Source organism: Actinomadura sp. RB99 (assembly GCF_014706005.1).
Taxonomy (GTDB): Bacteria; Actinomycetota; Actinomycetes; order Streptosporangiales; family Streptosporangiaceae; genus Spirillospora.
In genome coordinates this window covers 32,916-48,007 of the sequence record NZ_JABMCA010000018.1, presented here as the reverse complement: position 1 = coordinate 48,007, position 15,092 = coordinate 32,916, and the positions used below count along the sequence as shown (strand labels likewise).

General features: G+C 72.8%; 12 protein-coding genes. 4 read left to right on the top strand and 8 right to left on the bottom strand.

Annotated elements, in window-relative coordinates; genetic code table 11:
• Positions 1-4: 4 nt before the first annotated feature.
• From amrb99_RS18445 to amrb99_RS18430, 4 genes are read right to left on the bottom strand one after another with little or no spacing between them, the layout of a single operon-like run.
• Entirely contained in the window at positions 5-865 is an 861-nt protein-coding gene (locus tag amrb99_RS18445; RefSeq protein WP_190857352.1) for a DUF2637 domain-containing protein, read from the bottom strand.
• Positions 862-1,194, bottom strand: a complete 333-nt coding sequence (locus amrb99_RS18440; protein WP_190857350.1) for a hypothetical protein — start codon at positions 1,192-1,194, stop codon at positions 862-864. The genes amrb99_RS18445 and amrb99_RS18440 overlap by 4 nt, the downstream gene beginning before the upstream one ends.
• Positions 1,191-1,526, bottom strand: coding sequence for a hypothetical protein (locus amrb99_RS18435; protein ID WP_190857348.1), 336 nt, complete (start codon positions 1,524-1,526; stop codon positions 1,191-1,193). The genes amrb99_RS18440 and amrb99_RS18435 overlap by 4 nt, the downstream gene beginning before the upstream one ends.
• Positions 1,526-1,678, bottom strand: coding sequence for a hypothetical protein (locus tag amrb99_RS18430; protein WP_190857346.1), 153 nt, complete (start codon positions 1,676-1,678; stop codon positions 1,526-1,528). The genes amrb99_RS18435 and amrb99_RS18430 overlap by 1 nt, the downstream gene beginning before the upstream one ends.
• Positions 1,679-1,982: 304 nt before the next feature.
• On the opposite strand from amrb99_RS18430, the gene amrb99_RS18425 reads away from it, so the two are divergent.
• Complete coding sequence (locus tag amrb99_RS18425) at positions 1,983-2,747, top strand: MBL fold metallo-hydrolase (RefSeq protein WP_190857344.1); 765 nt, start codon at positions 1,983-1,985, stop codon at positions 2,745-2,747.
• A 44-nt stretch (positions 2,748-2,791) separates the two neighbouring features.
• On the top strand, positions 2,792-4,717 hold the full coding sequence (locus amrb99_RS18420) for a histidine kinase (RefSeq protein ID WP_190857342.1): 1,926 nt from the start codon (positions 2,792-2,794) through the stop codon (positions 4,715-4,717).
• Between the two features lie 82 nt (positions 4,718-4,799).
• Here amrb99_RS18420 and amrb99_RS18415 read toward each other — a convergent pair whose 3' ends face one another.
• On the bottom strand, positions 4,800-6,773 hold the full coding sequence (locus amrb99_RS18415; protein ID WP_241755667.1) for a Xaa-Pro dipeptidyl-peptidase: 1,974 nt from the start codon (positions 6,771-6,773) through the stop codon (positions 4,800-4,802).
• A 21-nt stretch (positions 6,774-6,794) separates the two neighbouring features.
• On the opposite strand from amrb99_RS18415, the gene amrb99_RS53200 reads away from it, so the two are divergent.
• Positions 6,795-7,187: a DUF4236 domain-containing protein gene (locus tag amrb99_RS53200; RefSeq protein WP_347256734.1), complete on the top strand. Its 393-nt coding sequence runs from the start codon at positions 6,795-6,797 to the stop codon at positions 7,185-7,187.
• Here the strand turns inward: amrb99_RS53200 and leuA are convergent.
• Entirely contained in the window at positions 7,184-8,869 is a 1,686-nt protein-coding gene (gene leuA, locus amrb99_RS18405) for a 2-isopropylmalate synthase (RefSeq protein ID WP_190857571.1), read from the bottom strand. The two genes, amrb99_RS53200 and leuA, sit on opposite strands and share 4 nt — an antisense overlap.
• 305 nt (positions 8,870-9,174) lie before the next feature.
• Here leuA and amrb99_RS18400 point away from each other — a divergent pair, with 305 nt between their 5' ends.
• A complete protein-coding gene (locus tag amrb99_RS18400; RefSeq protein WP_190857338.1) occupies positions 9,175-9,870 on the top strand; it encodes an FCD domain-containing protein in 696 nt (231 codons plus the stop codon).
• Here the strand turns inward: amrb99_RS18400 and amrb99_RS18395 are convergent.
• Positions 9,845-12,244 (bottom strand): helicase, encoded by a 2,400-nt coding sequence (locus tag amrb99_RS18395; protein ID WP_190857336.1) that lies wholly within the window; start codon positions 12,242-12,244, stop codon positions 9,845-9,847. The two genes, amrb99_RS18400 and amrb99_RS18395, sit on opposite strands and share 26 nt — an antisense overlap.
• 1,713 nt (positions 12,245-13,957) lie before the next feature.
• Positions 13,958-15,049: an ATP-dependent DNA ligase gene (locus amrb99_RS18385; RefSeq protein WP_190857334.1), complete on the bottom strand. Its 1,092-nt coding sequence runs from the start codon at positions 15,047-15,049 to the stop codon at positions 13,958-13,960.
• Between the last annotated feature and the right edge of the window lie 43 nt (positions 15,050-15,092).

Genomic DNA, 15,092 nt, shown 5'->3' with positions numbered 1-15,092 from the left:
GGGGTTACTGGGTGACGAGTACGGCGAGGTAGTCCCGTACCTGCTGGGCGCGGGCCTGACCGCAGCCCAGGGCCTCACGGATCGGCCGCACACCCGGGACGCGCCCGCTCTGCAGGTGCTCGGAGAACTCCTGACGCGCCCGCGCGAGTACATCGGCGGGTACGTCGGGTACGGGCGGCTCGTCGTCGCTCTCCGGCTCGTCCTGGTCGCCGTCGTCGTGGGCCTGGTCGTCGCCGGCGGGGAGCTCCGGCAGCGGCCACCGCTCCCACTTCGCCGGTTCGTCGTACCAGTCCTCGAGCGGGTCCGGCGTCACGACCGGGCCGCCGTCCAGCGCGGGAGCGTCCTCGAGCGTCTCCCACAGCGCGTAGCCGTTCGCTGCGCCCTCGTCGTCGACGGGAGCGCCGACCGATGCCCGCACGCGCGCCTGGTCCTGCTCGGTGCGCAGGATGAGCCGGTGCACCGTCCGCAGCAGGACGAGCAGGCCCAGCATGCTCGCGACGGGTGCGACCGCCGCCGTGATCTGCTCGCTGGTCCCGTGAACCGCGCCGACGTTGAACGCCAGGGACACGCCCCACCCGCCGGCCGCGAGACCGAACGGGAGCGCCATGTCCAGCCATGCCAGGCCCTTGCGGGTCAGGCGGAACCCTTCCAGCGACAGGACCAGCAGCCCGATCTCGCCGACGAGCACGAACAGGTCGACCAGCAAGGGGAAGGTGTTCTCCTTCCAGCCGTGGAGGTGCTGCTCCCGGGCCCAGTGCCGCAGGCCCGCGTACGACTGGAGAAAACCGTCCAGCGTCGCGACCAGGACCCCGAGCCCCATGAGAGCCACCGACGCGCGGTGAGCGATCGTCGTCGTGCGGTTCATGCGGCACCTTCCAACTGGGGGTCGACGTCGACACGGCCGGAGGCATCGACGTGGATGCGGGCGCCCGCCCACAGACGGAGCGAGTACAGCCGGTCCTTCGTCCGGACCATGCACTCCCGGTCCATCGGTCCGGGCGCCGCGGTGAGCGTCACGGGGACGCCGCGGATGGTCAGGTCGGTGGTCGTCTCCTGGGGCGACACCAGCGCGTTCCACAGCTTGTCGCTGAACTTCGCGTGGAACGCGGCCTCACGGAAGAACGGCTCGAGCGCGGCATTGATCCGCTCCTGCAGCGTCGGGGCCGCCGGCCGCTCCGGCATGACGGCGGTCATCGGTCGCCCTCCTGGTCCCGGTAGTCGAGGGAGACGGCTTCCGACCACGTGGCGCCCGCCTTGATGCGCCGGTGCGCCTGCTTCTGCGAGATGTAACCGACCGGCGGGTGCTCGGCGAGCTTCTCGTTGAGGTGCGAAACGGCGTCGTCGACGTTCGGGCACGCCGACCCGAGCAGGCTCTCAAGCATCACCTGGACGTGGATGAGCCGGTCGTGCAGAACGCGGGTGCGGGTCTCGTCGTGCGCGACGGTCGACGCGTACGGGATCGCGATTCCCTCGAGGACCGCGAGGATCAACTTCACGGTCTCGTCGTGCAGCTCCGGGCGGTTCATCACTTACCGCCCTTGCGGTCGGCCGCGTCCCTGACGGACTTCGGCTCGCCGTTCGGCCACGTCGACGACTTCCCGTCCGTGGCGCTCCGGTCCTCGGTCGCGCAGATCGTGATCTGCAGCCGGCAGGCGGACATGAAACGATGTGTGCCCATGGGGCGCGCCTCCTGTGTAGGCGTTGCTCCTAGGCCCCGTCCGGTGTTGGTAGCACCGGATGGGGCCGCTTCCGCGGTAGAGCCAAACCCGCCAGATAACCCGCTTCGTGTCGCTCGCAAGTCACCTGCGTCTTCCCTGGTGAGCACAGCGTTCACGGCAACGGCACCCCGAAGATGCCGGGCGAGCCGAAGCGGGTGCAGCCCAGCAAGGACACCGGGAACCGGTCCTGACCCGGGAATTCCCGGCGCGCCCGCCGGCTTTCATGATCGGACGCGTGCCGACGACGATCATGAGGTGAGGGCGATGACCGAGTCCCTGACGGTCCGGTATCTGGGCGGGCCGACGGCGGTCCTGGAGACCGGCGGCCTGCGGCTGCTGGTCGACCCGACGTTCGACGCGGCCGGCGAGCATCCGGTCGGCGACCGGGCGCTGACCAAGACGATGGACGCGGTCGCCGGGCCGGACGAGGTCGGGCCGGTCGACGCGGTGCTGCTCTCGCACGACCAGCACCCCGACAACCTGGACGACGGGGGGCGCGCCTACGTGGCGCGGGCGCCGCTGACGCTGTCCACGCAGGCGGCCGCGGACCGGCTCGGCGGCACCGTCCGCGCGCTGCCTACCTGGGAGGACGCCGAGCTGGCGCGCCCCGGCGGGGGAGTCCTGCGGATCACCGCGGTGCCCGCGCTGCACGGTCCGGACGGCACCGAGCACCTGACCGGCCCGGTCACCGGGTTCGTGCTGACCGGCGACGGGCTGCCCACCACCTACGTGAGCGGCGACAACGCGTCCCTGGACGTGGTGCGGGAGATCGCGGCGCGGTTCGCGCCGTTCGACGTGGCGCTGCTGTTCGCCGGGGCCGCCCGCACGCCGCTGCTGGACGGCGAGCTGACGCTGGGCAGCGCCGGGGCGGCCGAGGCCGCCGCGATCCTCGGCGCCCGGCGGGTCGTCCCGCTGCACTTCGAGGGCTGGGCGCACTTCTCGCAGGGGCGCGACACCCTGGCGGCGGCCTTCGCCGGGTTCGCCGGCGGGTTCCACCTGCTCGACCCGGGGCAGCGGGTCACCCTATAGCGATCAAACCCGGACATTGCCCAAGGTAAGGGTAGATTTCCGCCATGCAGCGTGTGGCGGCCGTCGTCCCGCGGGTGGCGCAGGCCGTCATCGCGATCGTGACGATCGGGTTCTTCTTCGGCGGGTTCGTCGGGATCATGACGTCCGGCATGCCGCCGTCCCGGCGTGTCGTGCCGCTGGTGCTGCTCGCCGCGCTGCTCGCGCTGCACCTGCGCAACTGCGTGCGGCGGCTGGACGGCGGCAGGCCCGCCGGCTGGCGGTGGACGCTGGCCGCGCAGGCCGTCCTCACGTCCGTCCCGATGATCTGGTACTCGTCGACCTGGTACGGAAACGTCGGGTTCCTGTGCGGGGCGGTCCTGCTGCTCGTCCGTCCCGGACGGCTCGCGTGGGCCGGGTTCGGCGCGGTGCTCGCCGCGGACCTGCCGCTGTCGCTGGCCGAGCGCCCCACGGTCGCCGAGGCCCTGTACTTCCTCGTCGGGCAGGCCGCGTTCGTCGGCGTCGCCGTCTACGGCATGGCGCGGCTGGCCGACCTGGTGGCCGCGCTGGAGGAGACCCTTCGGGCGCTGCCCGCGGCGCGGGTCGCCCGGGAGCGGCTGGCGTTCACACGGCGGCTCCAGGAGAACATCGGCGTCGCGCTGGCCGGGACGATCGAGCGGGGCGAGCACGCGCTCACGCTGATCGGGGAGCGACCGGACGAGGCGCGCGACCTGCTGGACGACGGGGTGCGCGGGGCCCGCACGGCCCTCGCCACGACCCGCCGGGTCGCCCACGAGTACCTCGCCCGGCTGGACGGCCCGGCCGAGCCGGCGCGGGCGCGGACCGTCGCCGGGGACCTCACGGCCCGGACGGTCGCGGGGCTGGGCGCCGCGACGCTCGGACTGATGATCGTCCCGTATCCGCTGCGGTTCCTGGCGCGCGGCGGGCACTCCGCATGGTCGTCGGCGCTGTTCGTGCTGCTGCTCGCCGCCTACGCCGCGCTGTACGTGTACGGGTGCCTGCGGGCGTACGGGCGTCCGCTGGGCGCCGTGCGGCGGTACGGGGTCCTCGGCGGGCTGGTCGTCCTGACGTTCGCGCCGATGCCGTTCTACGGGCCGACGACCTGGGCCGTCCTGCCGTTCCTGCCGGGCGCGGCGGCGGTGCTGCTGGGGCGCCGGCTGCGGTGGCCGGTCGCCGCCCTGCTGGTCTGCCAGGACGTCCCGTTCGGCATCTGGGGCACCGCGCACTGGGGCACCGTCTACTTCGTGGTCTGGACGGCCGAACGCGCGGCCCTGGTGTACGGCCTGGCGCGGATGGCCGGGTTCACCGCGACGCTGCAGGACGCGCGCGAGGAGATGGCCGCCGCGGCGGTCGCACAGGAGCGGCTGCGGTTCTCCCGGGACCTGCACGACCTGCTCGGATACAGCCTGTCCACGGTCGTGGTGAAGAACGAGGTGGCCGCCCGCCTCACGGCCGCCAGGCCGAACGAGGCCCGCCGCCAGCTCGCGGAGGCCCTCGGCATGTCCCGCCTGGCGCTCGCCGACATGACCGGCGTGACCAGCGGCTACCGGGACATGTCGGTCGCGGCGGAGGCGGGGGAGGCGCGGGCGACGCTCGCCGCGGTGGGCATCGAGGTCGCGCACGCGGTGGACGTCGCGGACCTGCCGGCCGACCTCGACACCGTCCTCGCGACCGTCCTGCGCGAGGGGGTCACCAACATCCTGCGGCACAGCCGCGCCACCCGCTGCTCGATCGAGGCGGCCGTCATCGACGGCGTCGCGCGGCTGCGGCTCACCAACGACGGGGTGGACGGGCCGCCCGCCGTCCCCGCGGTGGAACGGGCGGGGCCGGGCGGCATCGGCCTGCCCAGCCTCGGCGAGCGCGTCGCGGCGCGGGGCGGGGTGCTGACGGCGGAGCGGACCGGCGACGGCTTCGTCCTCAGCGTGGAGGCGCCCCTGCCCGTGGAACGCCCGGCCGAGGCCGCGCCCCGCTGAACCCGCCGGGCGCGGGATGTGGCGAGGCCGCCGCGCCCGAGGTGCGGGTGCGGCGGCCTCACCGGTCCGGAGATGGGGCGGATCAGTACAGCGTGCGGTCCTGGCGCGGCAGGGTCACGTTGGACGGCCCGTGCCAGGCGGTCTTCGGCGCGGGGATGTCCAGCGCGCTCGCCCCGTCCTGCCCGGCGACGACCGGGAAGCGGATCGAGCTGGCCGACAGGTCGACCGTGACCGTCGCGCCGGTCGGCGTCTCGGTGTTGTTGTCGGCGTCGGTCCCGGCCAGCACCAGCGCGAGGCGGTGGCCCTTCTTGAGCATGTACTCCTGGCTGAGCGTCTGCCAGCGGATGCCGTAGTACCTGCCGGGCGTGACCGGCTTCGGGTCGCTCAGGGACGAGGCGTTCTGCACGTCCAGCCAGCCGCGCCCGACCACGTTCACGTCCGAGGTGACCGTGGCGACCTTGGTCTGCTTGTAACAGGCGTCGTCGCCCGGTGCGCTCTCGCCGTGGCAGTCCTCGGTGGTCAGGGTCGTGATGCCCGAGCCGTCGCCGAGGTAGTCGACGCGGGTGTCGGTGCCGTAGTCGACGAGGAGCGCGGTCACGTTCGAGGTCGGCTTGTCGAGCTTGACCGACAGCCGCACGTCCGGGGTGCCGGACAGCCGTCCCGTCTGCTGCAGCGGGCCCGACGTGAACGCGAGCCGGAACGGCTTCGCGGTCGTCGGGTCCGAGACCATGTCGCCCTCGGTGTAGCCGAGGTCCTGCGGGCCGGCGGCGTCGGTGAACGACGCGGTCGTGCCCGTCGCGGCGCGGCGGTCACCGAGCGAGCCGTCCGCGCCGGGCCGCAGGACGGTGGTCCGCGCGCCCTTCGCCGGCCAGTCCGACTGGGTGATCCACTGGTCCGGGCCCACCTCGATGTCGGCGCGCGGCTGCTTCAGCACGTCGTTGGGGATCTTCATCAGCTCGTGGTCGAACCACTTGTGCAGCGTGTTCACCCAGTCGTCGCGGCGGATGTCGAACGGGTCGACGTGGCCGCGCTGGTGCAGCCACACCTTCCGGGTGACGCCGCGCTGCGCGAGCGCCTGCCACCACTGCGCGAACTGGTTGTCCTTGACGTTGAGGTCGTTGACGCCGTGGACGGCGAAGATGCTCGCGTGCACGGCGCCGACGTGCGTGACGGTCCCGCGCAGGTAGTTCGTCGTCTTCCAGTAGGCGTTGTAGTTCCCGGTCGCGTCGTCCTCGCCCTCGTCGAGACCGGCGTTGACCGCGGCGCACTTCTCGGGCGGGTCGGTGTCGACGACGTCGGCGAGGCCGGGCTGCTCGTCCGTCCAGTACTTCACGCCGTTCATGCGGCTGTAGTCGTACCAGCTGCTGATCGCGGAGATCGGGACGATCGTGTCGAGCCCCCGCACGCCCGTCGCGGCGACGCCGTTGGCGAGCGTCCCGTCGTACGACTTGCCGATCATGCCGGTGTGGCCGGTCGTCCAGGTCGCCTTGACCGGGGTGCCGTCCGCCTTGAACGCCTTGGCGCGGCCGTTGAGCCAGTCGACGACGGCCTTGCCGCCGAGGACGTCGGACGGGCCGCCGCTGACCGGGCAGCCGTCCGAGCGGGTCGTCCCGTCCATGTCCACCGCGAGGAACGCGTAGCCGCGCGGGACGAAGTAGTTGTCGTAGAACAGCGGGAACTTCACCGGGTTCCCGTTGGCGTCGTAGGTCTTCTTCTCGCTCTCGTTGCCGCGCCCGACGTTGTCGTAGTACGGGCTCTCGTCCATGATGACCGGCACCTTGAGGCCCTGCTCGGTCTCCTTGGGCCGGATGATGTCGACATTGATGCGGTCCGGCTTGCCGTCCCGGTCGCTGTCGACGCTCGACTGCACGTACACGTGCTCGCGGATCGCGTCCTTGTAGGAGAAGACCGGCTGCGTGACGCCGTCCTTCACCACGATCTTGGGGACGGTCCGGGCCATGGCCGTCGCGCCGCCGCCGGCGACGGCGACCGCCGCGCCGGTGAGCACGGCGAGCGCCGCCGTCCGCCGGGTCCGTCTCAGGGATCGCCTGGCCAACCCGCACCTCCGTATGAGCGGATGATCTCTACGGGGGCACAGGCTCCTCGCGGAGCGGCGCCGCGTAAAGGGCGCCGCTCCGGCGAACTCCGGCCGGATTTGGGCACGAATTGCTCTTGCGTCCCGGGAGCCGGACGAGAGGGACCGTCCCTAATGCGGATCCCGGACCGTCCGGACAGGGGCCGGACGTTTCCGGCCCACCGGCCGGGCATCCTGCCGATCATGGGTTGGAGTTACCGGAAATCGCTACGCAAGGGGCCTTTCCGCCTCAACTTCTCGAAGAGGGGCGTCGGGCACAGTGTCGGGGTTCGCGGCGCCCGATACAGCCGGTCGGCCGACGGGCGCCGCGAGATGACGTTCCGCATCCCCGGGACGGGCCTGTCCTGGCGGCGCCCGCTCCGGCGCCGCGACTAGCCGGCCTTGGCGCGGTTCACGGCCGACAGCACCGCCCGCACGGACGCGGTGAGGACGGACGTGTCGCGCCCGGCACCCCAGCTCGCCACGCCGTCGACGCGGCACTCGGCGTAGGCGACCGCGGGGGAGTCGTGGCCTGATTCGGTCGCGTGCTCGGTGTACTGCAGCACGTCCACCTTCACGCCCGCGGCCGCCAGCGCGTCGGCGAGCGCCGCCAGGGGGCCGTTTCCGGACCCGGTGTACTCCTCCTCGCGGCCGTCCACGCGCAGCACGCCGGTGAAGTCGTGCCGGCCGGGGCCGGTGTGGGACGTCCGCCATCCGGTGAGCGCGACCGGGCCCGCCCGGTCGACGTACTCGGCGCGGAACAGCTCCCACAGCTCGGCGGCGGTGATCTCCTCGCCGCTGCCGTCCGTCGCCTGCTGGACGACCCGCGAGAACTCGATCTGCAGGCGGCGCGGCAGCTCCAGGCCGTACCCGGTGCGCAGCAGGTACGCGATGCCGCCCTTGCCCGACTGGCTGTTCACCCGGATGACCGCCTCGTAGCCGCGCCCCACGTCGGCCGGGTCGATCGGCAGGTACGGCACCTCCCACGGCGCCTCCTCCGCCGGGACGCCCAGCTCCGCCGCCCGCGCGGCGTGGTGCGCCATCCCCTTGGAGATCGCGTCCTGGTGGGTGCCGGAGAACGCGGTGTACACGAGGTCGCCGCCGTACGGGTGCCGCTCGTGGACGGGCAGCCGGTTGCAGTGCTCCACCGTGCGCCGGATCTCGTCGATGTCGGCGAAGTCCACGCGGGGGTCGACGCCCTGCGCGTGCAGGTTCAGCGCGAGCGTGACCAGGTCGACGTTCCCGGTCCGCTCGCCGTTGCCGAACAGGCAGCCCTCGACCCGCTGCGCGCCGGCCAGCACCGCCAGCTCCGCGCACGCCACGCCCGTCCCGCGGTCGTTGTGCGGGTGCACCGACAGGATCACCGCGTCCCGCCGGGCCACGTTCCGGTGCATGAACTCGATCTGGTCGGCGTACACGTTCGGCGTCGCGATCTCCACGGTCGCCGGCAGGTTCAGCACGACCGGGCGGTCCGGGGAGGCGTCCCACAGCTCCGTGACCGCGTCGCACACCTCCAGCGCGTACTCCGGCTCGGTGAAGTTGAACGTCTCGGGCGAGAACTCGAACCGCACGCCCGGGCGGTCCCCGGCGAGCCGCGCGACGTCCGCCGCCCCGTCCAGGATCAGCCCGCGGACTCCGTCGCGGTCCTGCCGCAGCACCACGTCGCGCCACGCCGGCCCGGTGGCGGTGTACAGGTGGACGACCGCGCGCGGCATGCCCTCGATGGACGCGAACGTCCGCTCGATCAGGTCGCGGCGCGCGGGCGTGAACACCACGGGCGTCACGTCGTCGGGGACGGCGCCCGACGTCGCCAGGTGCCGGACGAAGTCGAAGTCGGTCCGGCTCGCCGACGGGTAGCCGACCTCGATCTCCTTGAACCCCATCGTCACGAAGAGGTCGAACATGCGGCGCTTGCGGGCCGGGTCCATCGGCTCGGCCAGCGCCTGGTTGCCGTCGCGCAGGTCGACCGGCACCCACAGCGGCGCCTGCTCGATCCGCCGCGACGGCCAGGTCCGCTCGATCTCGGGCACGGGCGACGGCACCCGGTCGTGGACGGACCGGTACCGGTGCGACGGCATGGCGCTGCCGCGCTGCGGGTTCCAGAAGGGCGCGCCGTCGGCCAGGGGGCCGGACGGGGTGCGCAGCGTGGGGAAGGCGGTCCTGGTGGGCTCGTTCATGGCGGTCTCCTCGCCGTTGCCGGACGACCGGCAGCACCTGACCCCGCGGCGGGGTGCCGGTCGGATCAGGCCCCGCCGCGGCGGCCGAGAAGGAGGGCCTGCCACGCCATGCCGGCCACTCTAGCCACACCTCAGCTCCTCAGACAAGCTGAGCGGTACGCGGGAGGCGCTAGCGTAGGATGCCCGCCCGGAAAGGACACCACCGCATGCCGCTCGGCCCGCTCCGCCGCAGCCCGCTCGTCGAGCAGGCCGCCCAGCGGCTCCGCGACCAGATCACCGACGGCTCCTGGCCGGTCGGCACCCGGCTCCCCGGCGAGACCACGCTCGCCAGGGAGCTCGGCGTCGGCCGCTCCACCGTCCGCGAGGCGCTGCGCGCCCTCGCCGGCGCCGGCCTCGTCCAGGCCCGGCAGGGCGCCGGCGTCTTCGTCACCGCCACCGAACCGGACGAGGACTTCGCCGCCCGGCTCCGCCGCGCCTCCGTCACCGACGTCTACGAGATCCGGATGATGATCGAGGTCCGCGCCGCCGAGCTGGCCGCCGAGCGCCGCACCGACGCCGACCTCGCCGCGCTCGACGCCGCCCTCGCCGCCCGCGACGAGGCGTTCGCCGGCCCGTCCCTGGAGGACTTCCTGGACGCCGACATCGCCCTGCACGCCGCCGTGATCGCCGCCGCGCACAACCCCGTCCTGGTCGACCTGCACGCCGAGTTCGTCCCGGTGCTGCGCGCCGGCCTCCTCGACCTGGTCGCCCTGGTCGACGTCCGGGCGTCCGACGAGGCGCACGGCCGCGCCGCGCACGCCGCCCTCGTCGAGGCGATCCGCGCCGGCGACCCCGCCGCCGCCGGCCGCGTCATCACCGCCGAGCTGACCGAGACCCTCACCCGGCTGCGAGGCTCCCGCTGAGCAGCGGCGGCAGGTCGCCGTCGTGCACGATCGTCAGGCGGCGGGTCGGGCGGGTGAGGGCCACGTAGAGGTCCTGGCCGCCCTTCGGGGACTCGGCGAGGATCCCCGCCGGGTCGACGACGATGACCGAGTCGAACTCCAGGCCCTTGGCCTCCTCGGCGGTCAGCACGACCGAGGGGGAGTCGAGGGCCTCGGGCGTGGCGCCGACCGCGGCGTCCGGCAGGACGGCGCGGACCCGCGCGTGCCGGGCCGCCGACGTGATCACCGCGAGGCGGCCCTCCGCGCCGTCGCCGAACGCGGCCAGCTCCTCGGCGACGAGCCCGGGCAGCCCGTCGACGGGCAGCTCGACCGCGCGGGGCGGCGGCCCGTCGTCGCGGACGGACTCGGGCGGCGTCTGGCCCGGGGCGACGGCCGCCAGGACCTCGGACGCGACCCGCATGATGGCGGCGGGCGTGCGGTAGTTCACCATCAGCGGCTGCTCCCGCCAGCGGCCCGGGACGTACCGGTCGAGCATCTGCCCCCAGGACGCGGCGCCCGCCGCGCTGCCGGTCTGCGCGATGTCGCCGACGACGGTCAGGGAACGGGTCGGGACGCGGCGCATCACCGTCCGCCAGGCCATCTCCGACAGCTCCTGCGCCTCGTCGACGATGACGTGGCCGTAGGCCCACTGGCGGTCGGCCATGGCGCGCTGCGCGGTGGTGAGGGGCGGGCCGCCGTCGCCGTGGCGTTCGGCCAGCTCGCTCGCGGAGATCAGGTCCTCGATGGGGATCATGTCGGTGCCGCCGGTCGTCTGCATGACCTCCGCGGCGTAGCGGGCCTCCTCGGCGCGGGCCGCGTCGGCGGCGCGGCGGCGGGCGCGCTCGGCGGAGTCGTCCTTGCCGAGCAGCTCGGCGGCCTCGTCGAGGAGCGGGACGTCCGAGACCGTCCAGGGCGCGCCGGCGGGGCGGCGCAGGAGGGCCGCTTCGGCGGGGTCCAGGCCGGCCGCGGCGGCGGCGCGGCCGAGGCGCTCCGGGTCGGAGTACAGGTCGGACAGGAGCCGCTCGGGGGTCAGCTCCGGCCACAGCGCGTCGATCGCCCCGCGGACGGCGGGGTCGTGCCAGAGCGCCTCCTTGGCCAGGCGCAGGTCCGTCTCGTCCAGCAGCGGCTCGTCGGCGGACTCGTCGATCAGCTCCTGGAGCCAGCCGGGCAGCTGGCCGGACCTGGTCAGCTCGTCGAGCGGCTCGTCCATGATCCGGTCGTACTGCTCGGCCCGGTCGTAGGCGAGGGCCTCCAGCAGGTCGTGGACGAACCGCCGCCGCTGCACGTTGTGCGGCAGCCGCAGCCCGCGGGCGGCGTCCCGGACGGCCGCGCACTTCGCCGCGTCCACGCGCAGGGTCAGGCCGTCGTACTCGACGCGCAGGCCGTCCGGCGGGGCGCACTGCCGGTCGGCGACGGCGGCCTCGACGAACCGGACCATCCGCTCGGAGCCCTTCACGACGGCGACGGCGGGCTCGTCCGCCGCGGTCGCCTTCAGCCCCGGGTGCAGCTCGCCGACCGTGGCGAGGACGACGTCCGTCTCGCCGAGCCCGGGGAGGACCTGCTCGATGTAGCGCAGGAACGTCGCGTTCGGGCCGACGATGAGCACGCCGCGCCGTTCCAGCACGTCGCGGTGCGTGTAGAGGAGGTAGGCGGCGCGGTGCAGCGCGGCGACGGTCTTGCCTGTGCCGGGCCCGCCCTGCACGACGAGCACGCCCTGCAGCGCCGACCGGATGACCTGGTCCTGCTCCTCCTGGATGGTCGCGACGACGTCGCTCATCCGGCCCGTGCGGCCGCGGCGGAGGGTGGCCAGCAGCGCCGCCTCGCCGACGAGGCCGCGGCGCTCGGCCTCGTCCAGCCCCTCCAGGTCGAACACCTCGTCGTCCAGCCGGACGACCTCGCGGTGCCGCAGGTGCAGGTGGCGGCGGCGCGCGACCGTCCCGGGCGCCCCCGGGGACGCGGTGTAGAACGGGCGCGCCGCCGCCGCGCGCCAGTCGATCAGCATCGGCTCGTGCTCGGCGTCGCGCAGCCCGATCCGGCCGATGTAGAAGGTGTCGCCGGGGCCGTCGGCATCGGCGACGTGGTCGACGCGGCCGAAGCAGAGCCCCTCCTCGACCCCGTTCAGCCGGGCCAGCCGCCGCGCGGCCTCCTCGGTCACGACGGCGCTCTCCACCCGGGCCTGCAGCACGCTCCCGCCGCCCGCCGCCGGGCCCTGCCGCAGCGCCGCCTCGGCCCGGCTCCGCTCCTCGTCCAGCCGCCCGTACAGGCGGTTCACGTACTCCTGCTCGGTGCGCACGGCGGCCTGCCGGGCGGCTTCCGCGCCGGCGGGCTTGACAGATTCGGCTTGACGGAGTCCCATGCCTCGGCTACACTCCTATTCATAGGATGCGGTTTGTTGTGCGCAGTTCGTAAGTCGCCAGCGTAGCACCGCCTGCCCGCGCTCGCCCGCGGGACGTAAAAGATCATCTCTGTTGCGGTGGACGTCATCCGCGCGGTGCCCCACGGTCATCGGCCGCGATGAGGCTTTCCGGCGATCACCCCGGACAACCTCCGAAAGGTCACCGCCCCCCATGGCCGAACTCGCACGCCCCCTGAGCAGGAGATCCTTCCTCGTCGCCGGCGGCCTGACGGCCGGCGTCCTCGCCGCCCCCGGCATCGCCCAGGCCGCCCCCCGGCTGCGCTCACAGTTTTGTCGGTGCCCCTGTGTAACCTCCCGTGCGTGTCTCGTTACCGCTTGCGGCCCACCTCCGCTCAAGTGAACGTCATGCTGGAGCAATGTCGCCATGCCCGGTTCGTGTGGAACCTGGCGGTCGAGCAGCACGGGCACTGGAGGCCCGGCCGACGCGCCGCGCCGGCGTTCATTGAGCAATGCCGCCAGCTTTCCGAGGCGCGCGCAGAATTTCCCTGGCTGCGTTCCGGCTCGGCAGTGGTCCAACAACAGGCGCTGAGGGATTTTTCGCGGTCGCTGGCGAATTTTTTCAACGGCACTCACGGTCGCCCCACCTGGCGCAAGGCTGGGCGGCATGAGGGTTTTCGCATCGTCGGAGTCAAGCCCGACGATGTGCGGCGCTTGTCACGGCGTACTGGTGAGGTGAAGATTCCGAAGGTCGGGTGGGTTCGCTTCTGCTGGTCGCGAGCGGTGCCTGAGGGAGCCAGATCGTTCCGTGTGACCTGCGACCGAGCGGGACGTTGGCACCTTGCCTTCGCGCACATTCCTGATCCGGTCCGCGGACCGGCGGACGGTTCGAGCGTGGGTGTCGACCGCGGCGTTACCGTATCGGCAGCTCTCTGCACTGCTGAGTTGCTCTGCGCTCCACGTCTCTCTCGCAAAGAGGCGGAGAGGCTGTTACGACTCCAACGACGACTCGCCCGGTCGAGGTCCGGCTCGAGGCGTCGTACCAAGTTGAAAGCTCAAATCGCCCGCCTTGAGGCGCGGGCGGCTGATCGCCGTCGGGACTGGGTGGAGCAGGTGACCACCGATCTGGCGCGACGGTTCGACCGGATCGCCTTGGAAGACCTCAATGTGATGGCCATGACGCGCTCGGCGCGTGGCACCCGCGCAGCCCCGGGGCGCAACGTGAGTCAGAAGTCAGGCCTTAACAAGGCCATCCGAAACAGTATGTGGGGTGCCTTCGCTCGGCGGCTGGAACAAAAGGCAGCCGGGCGTGTTGTACGAGTCAGTCCCGGGTTCACCAGTCAGCGTTGTTCGGAGTGCAGGACCGTGGACCGAAGATCCCGCGAGAGCCAAGCGCGCTTCCGGTGCAGATCCTGTGGGTACACCGACAACGCCGACGTGAACGCGGCGCGCAACATATGCGTCATCGCCGCAGGGCAATGCGGTGGCAGTGCGGGGAGCCCTCCAGCCGTTGGGCGGGGCGATGAACCGTGAACCTCAGCCAGACCCGCCGGGTCAGCCTGAAATCCCCGCCGATATGACGGGGAGGATGCCAAAACAACCAGCGCGGATATATGTGCTCACGAAAGTTCGGCCATCACCGACCAGACCATCCGCAACGAGACCCAGCCCTGACCCGGAACCTGCCCCTGACCCGGAACCCGCCCCGCCCCCGCGTCACCGATCGGCGCGGGGGCTGGTGGCGGGGCCGCTGAGGATGTCGTCGAGGTCGTAGGCCACTGGCACCTCGAGCTGCTCATAAGTGCAGGACCGGGGGGTACGGTCGGGGCGCCAGTTGCGGAACCGGGCCGTGTGCCGGAACCGGCTGCCCTCCATCGCCTCGTACGCCACCTCGACCACCAGCTCCGGACGCAGCGCCACCCAGCTCAGGTCCTTCTTGCCGGTCCAGCGGGAGACGGCGCCGGGCATGCGGTCGGCGGTCGCCTCGTCCTGCCGCGCCCACTCCGCCCACGGATGGCCGGCGAGGTCCTCCATCCGGTAGGGCTGGAGCTCCTCGACCAGCTCGGCGCGGCGCTTCATGGTGAACGAGGCCGCCACGCCGACGTGCTGCAGGTTGCCCTCGGAGTTGTACAGGCCGAGCAGCAGCGACCCGACGATCGGCCCGGACTTGTGCCAGCGGAAGCCGGCCACCACGCAGTCGCACGTGCGCTCGTGCTTGACCTTGAACAGCACCCGCTTGTCGGGCTGGTACTCGGTGTCGCGCGGCTTGGCGATCACGCCGTCGAGCCCGGCGCCCTCGAACTCCTCGAACCAGCGCAGCGCCAGCTCGTAGGAGTCGGACGCGGGCGTCACGTGGATCGGCGCCTTCGCCCCCGCCAGGGTCTCGACCAGCCGCCGGCGGCGCTCGCCGAGCGGCGTCTCCATCAGCGACTCGTCGCCGAGGGCCAGCAGGTCGAACGCGATGAACGAGGCGGGCGTCTCCTCCGACAGCAGCTTGATCCGCGACGCGGCCGGATGGATGCGCTGCTGCAGGGTGTCGAAGTCGAGGCGGGTGCCGCGCGGCACGACGATCTCGCCGTCCACCACGCACCGCTCGGGCAGCTCCCGCTTCACCGCCTCGACCACCTCGGGGAAGTACCGGGTCAGCGGCTTCTCGCCGCGGCTCGACAGCTCCACCTCGTCGCCGTCGCGGAAGACGATGCAGCGGAAGCCGTCCCATTTCGGCTCGTAGAGCAGGTCGCCCTGGGGCATGGTCTTGACGGCCTTGGCCAGCATCGGCGGCAGCGGCGGGCTGATCGGCAGGTCCATGCCCCCCATCTTGCGCCCCGGCACCGACAGAACGGAGCATCGG

Excerpts from the sequence above, each read along its gene's own strand:
- amrb99_RS18445 (WP_190857352.1), bottom strand. The coding sequence starts at position 865 with ATGAACCGCACGACGACGATCGCTCACCGCGCGTCGGTGGCTCTCATG.
- amrb99_RS18395 (WP_190857336.1), bottom strand. The coding sequence starts at position 12,244 with ATGGGACTCCGTCAAGCCGAATCTGTCAAGCCCGCCGGCGCGGAAGCC.
- amrb99_RS18430 (WP_190857346.1), bottom strand. The coding sequence starts at position 1,678 with ATGGGCACACATCGTTTCATGTCCGCCTGCCGGCTGCAGATCACGATC.
- amrb99_RS18385 (WP_190857334.1), bottom strand. The coding sequence starts at position 15,049 with ATGGACCTGCCGATCAGCCCGCCGCTGCCGCCGATGCTGGCCAAGGCC.
- leuA (WP_190857571.1), bottom strand. The coding sequence starts at position 8,869 with ATGCCGTCGCACCGGTACCGGTCCGTCCACGACCGGGTGCCGTCGCCC.
- amrb99_RS53200 (WP_347256734.1), top strand. The coding sequence starts at position 6,795 with ATGATCTCTACGGGGGCACAGGCTCCTCGCGGAGCGGCGCCGCGTAAA.
- amrb99_RS18440 (WP_190857350.1), bottom strand. The coding sequence starts at position 1,194 with ATGACCGCCGTCATGCCGGAGCGGCCGGCGGCCCCGACGCTGCAGGAG.
- amrb99_RS18420 (WP_190857342.1), top strand. The coding sequence starts at position 2,792 with ATGCAGCGTGTGGCGGCCGTCGTCCCGCGGGTGGCGCAGGCCGTCATC.
- amrb99_RS18435 (WP_190857348.1), bottom strand. The coding sequence starts at position 1,526 with ATGAACCGCCCGGAGCTGCACGACGAGACCGTGAAGTTGATCCTCGCG.
- amrb99_RS18425 (WP_190857344.1), top strand. The coding sequence starts at position 1,983 with ATGACCGAGTCCCTGACGGTCCGGTATCTGGGCGGGCCGACGGCGGTC.
- amrb99_RS18400 (WP_190857338.1), top strand. The coding sequence starts at position 9,175 with ATGCCGCTCGGCCCGCTCCGCCGCAGCCCGCTCGTCGAGCAGGCCGCC.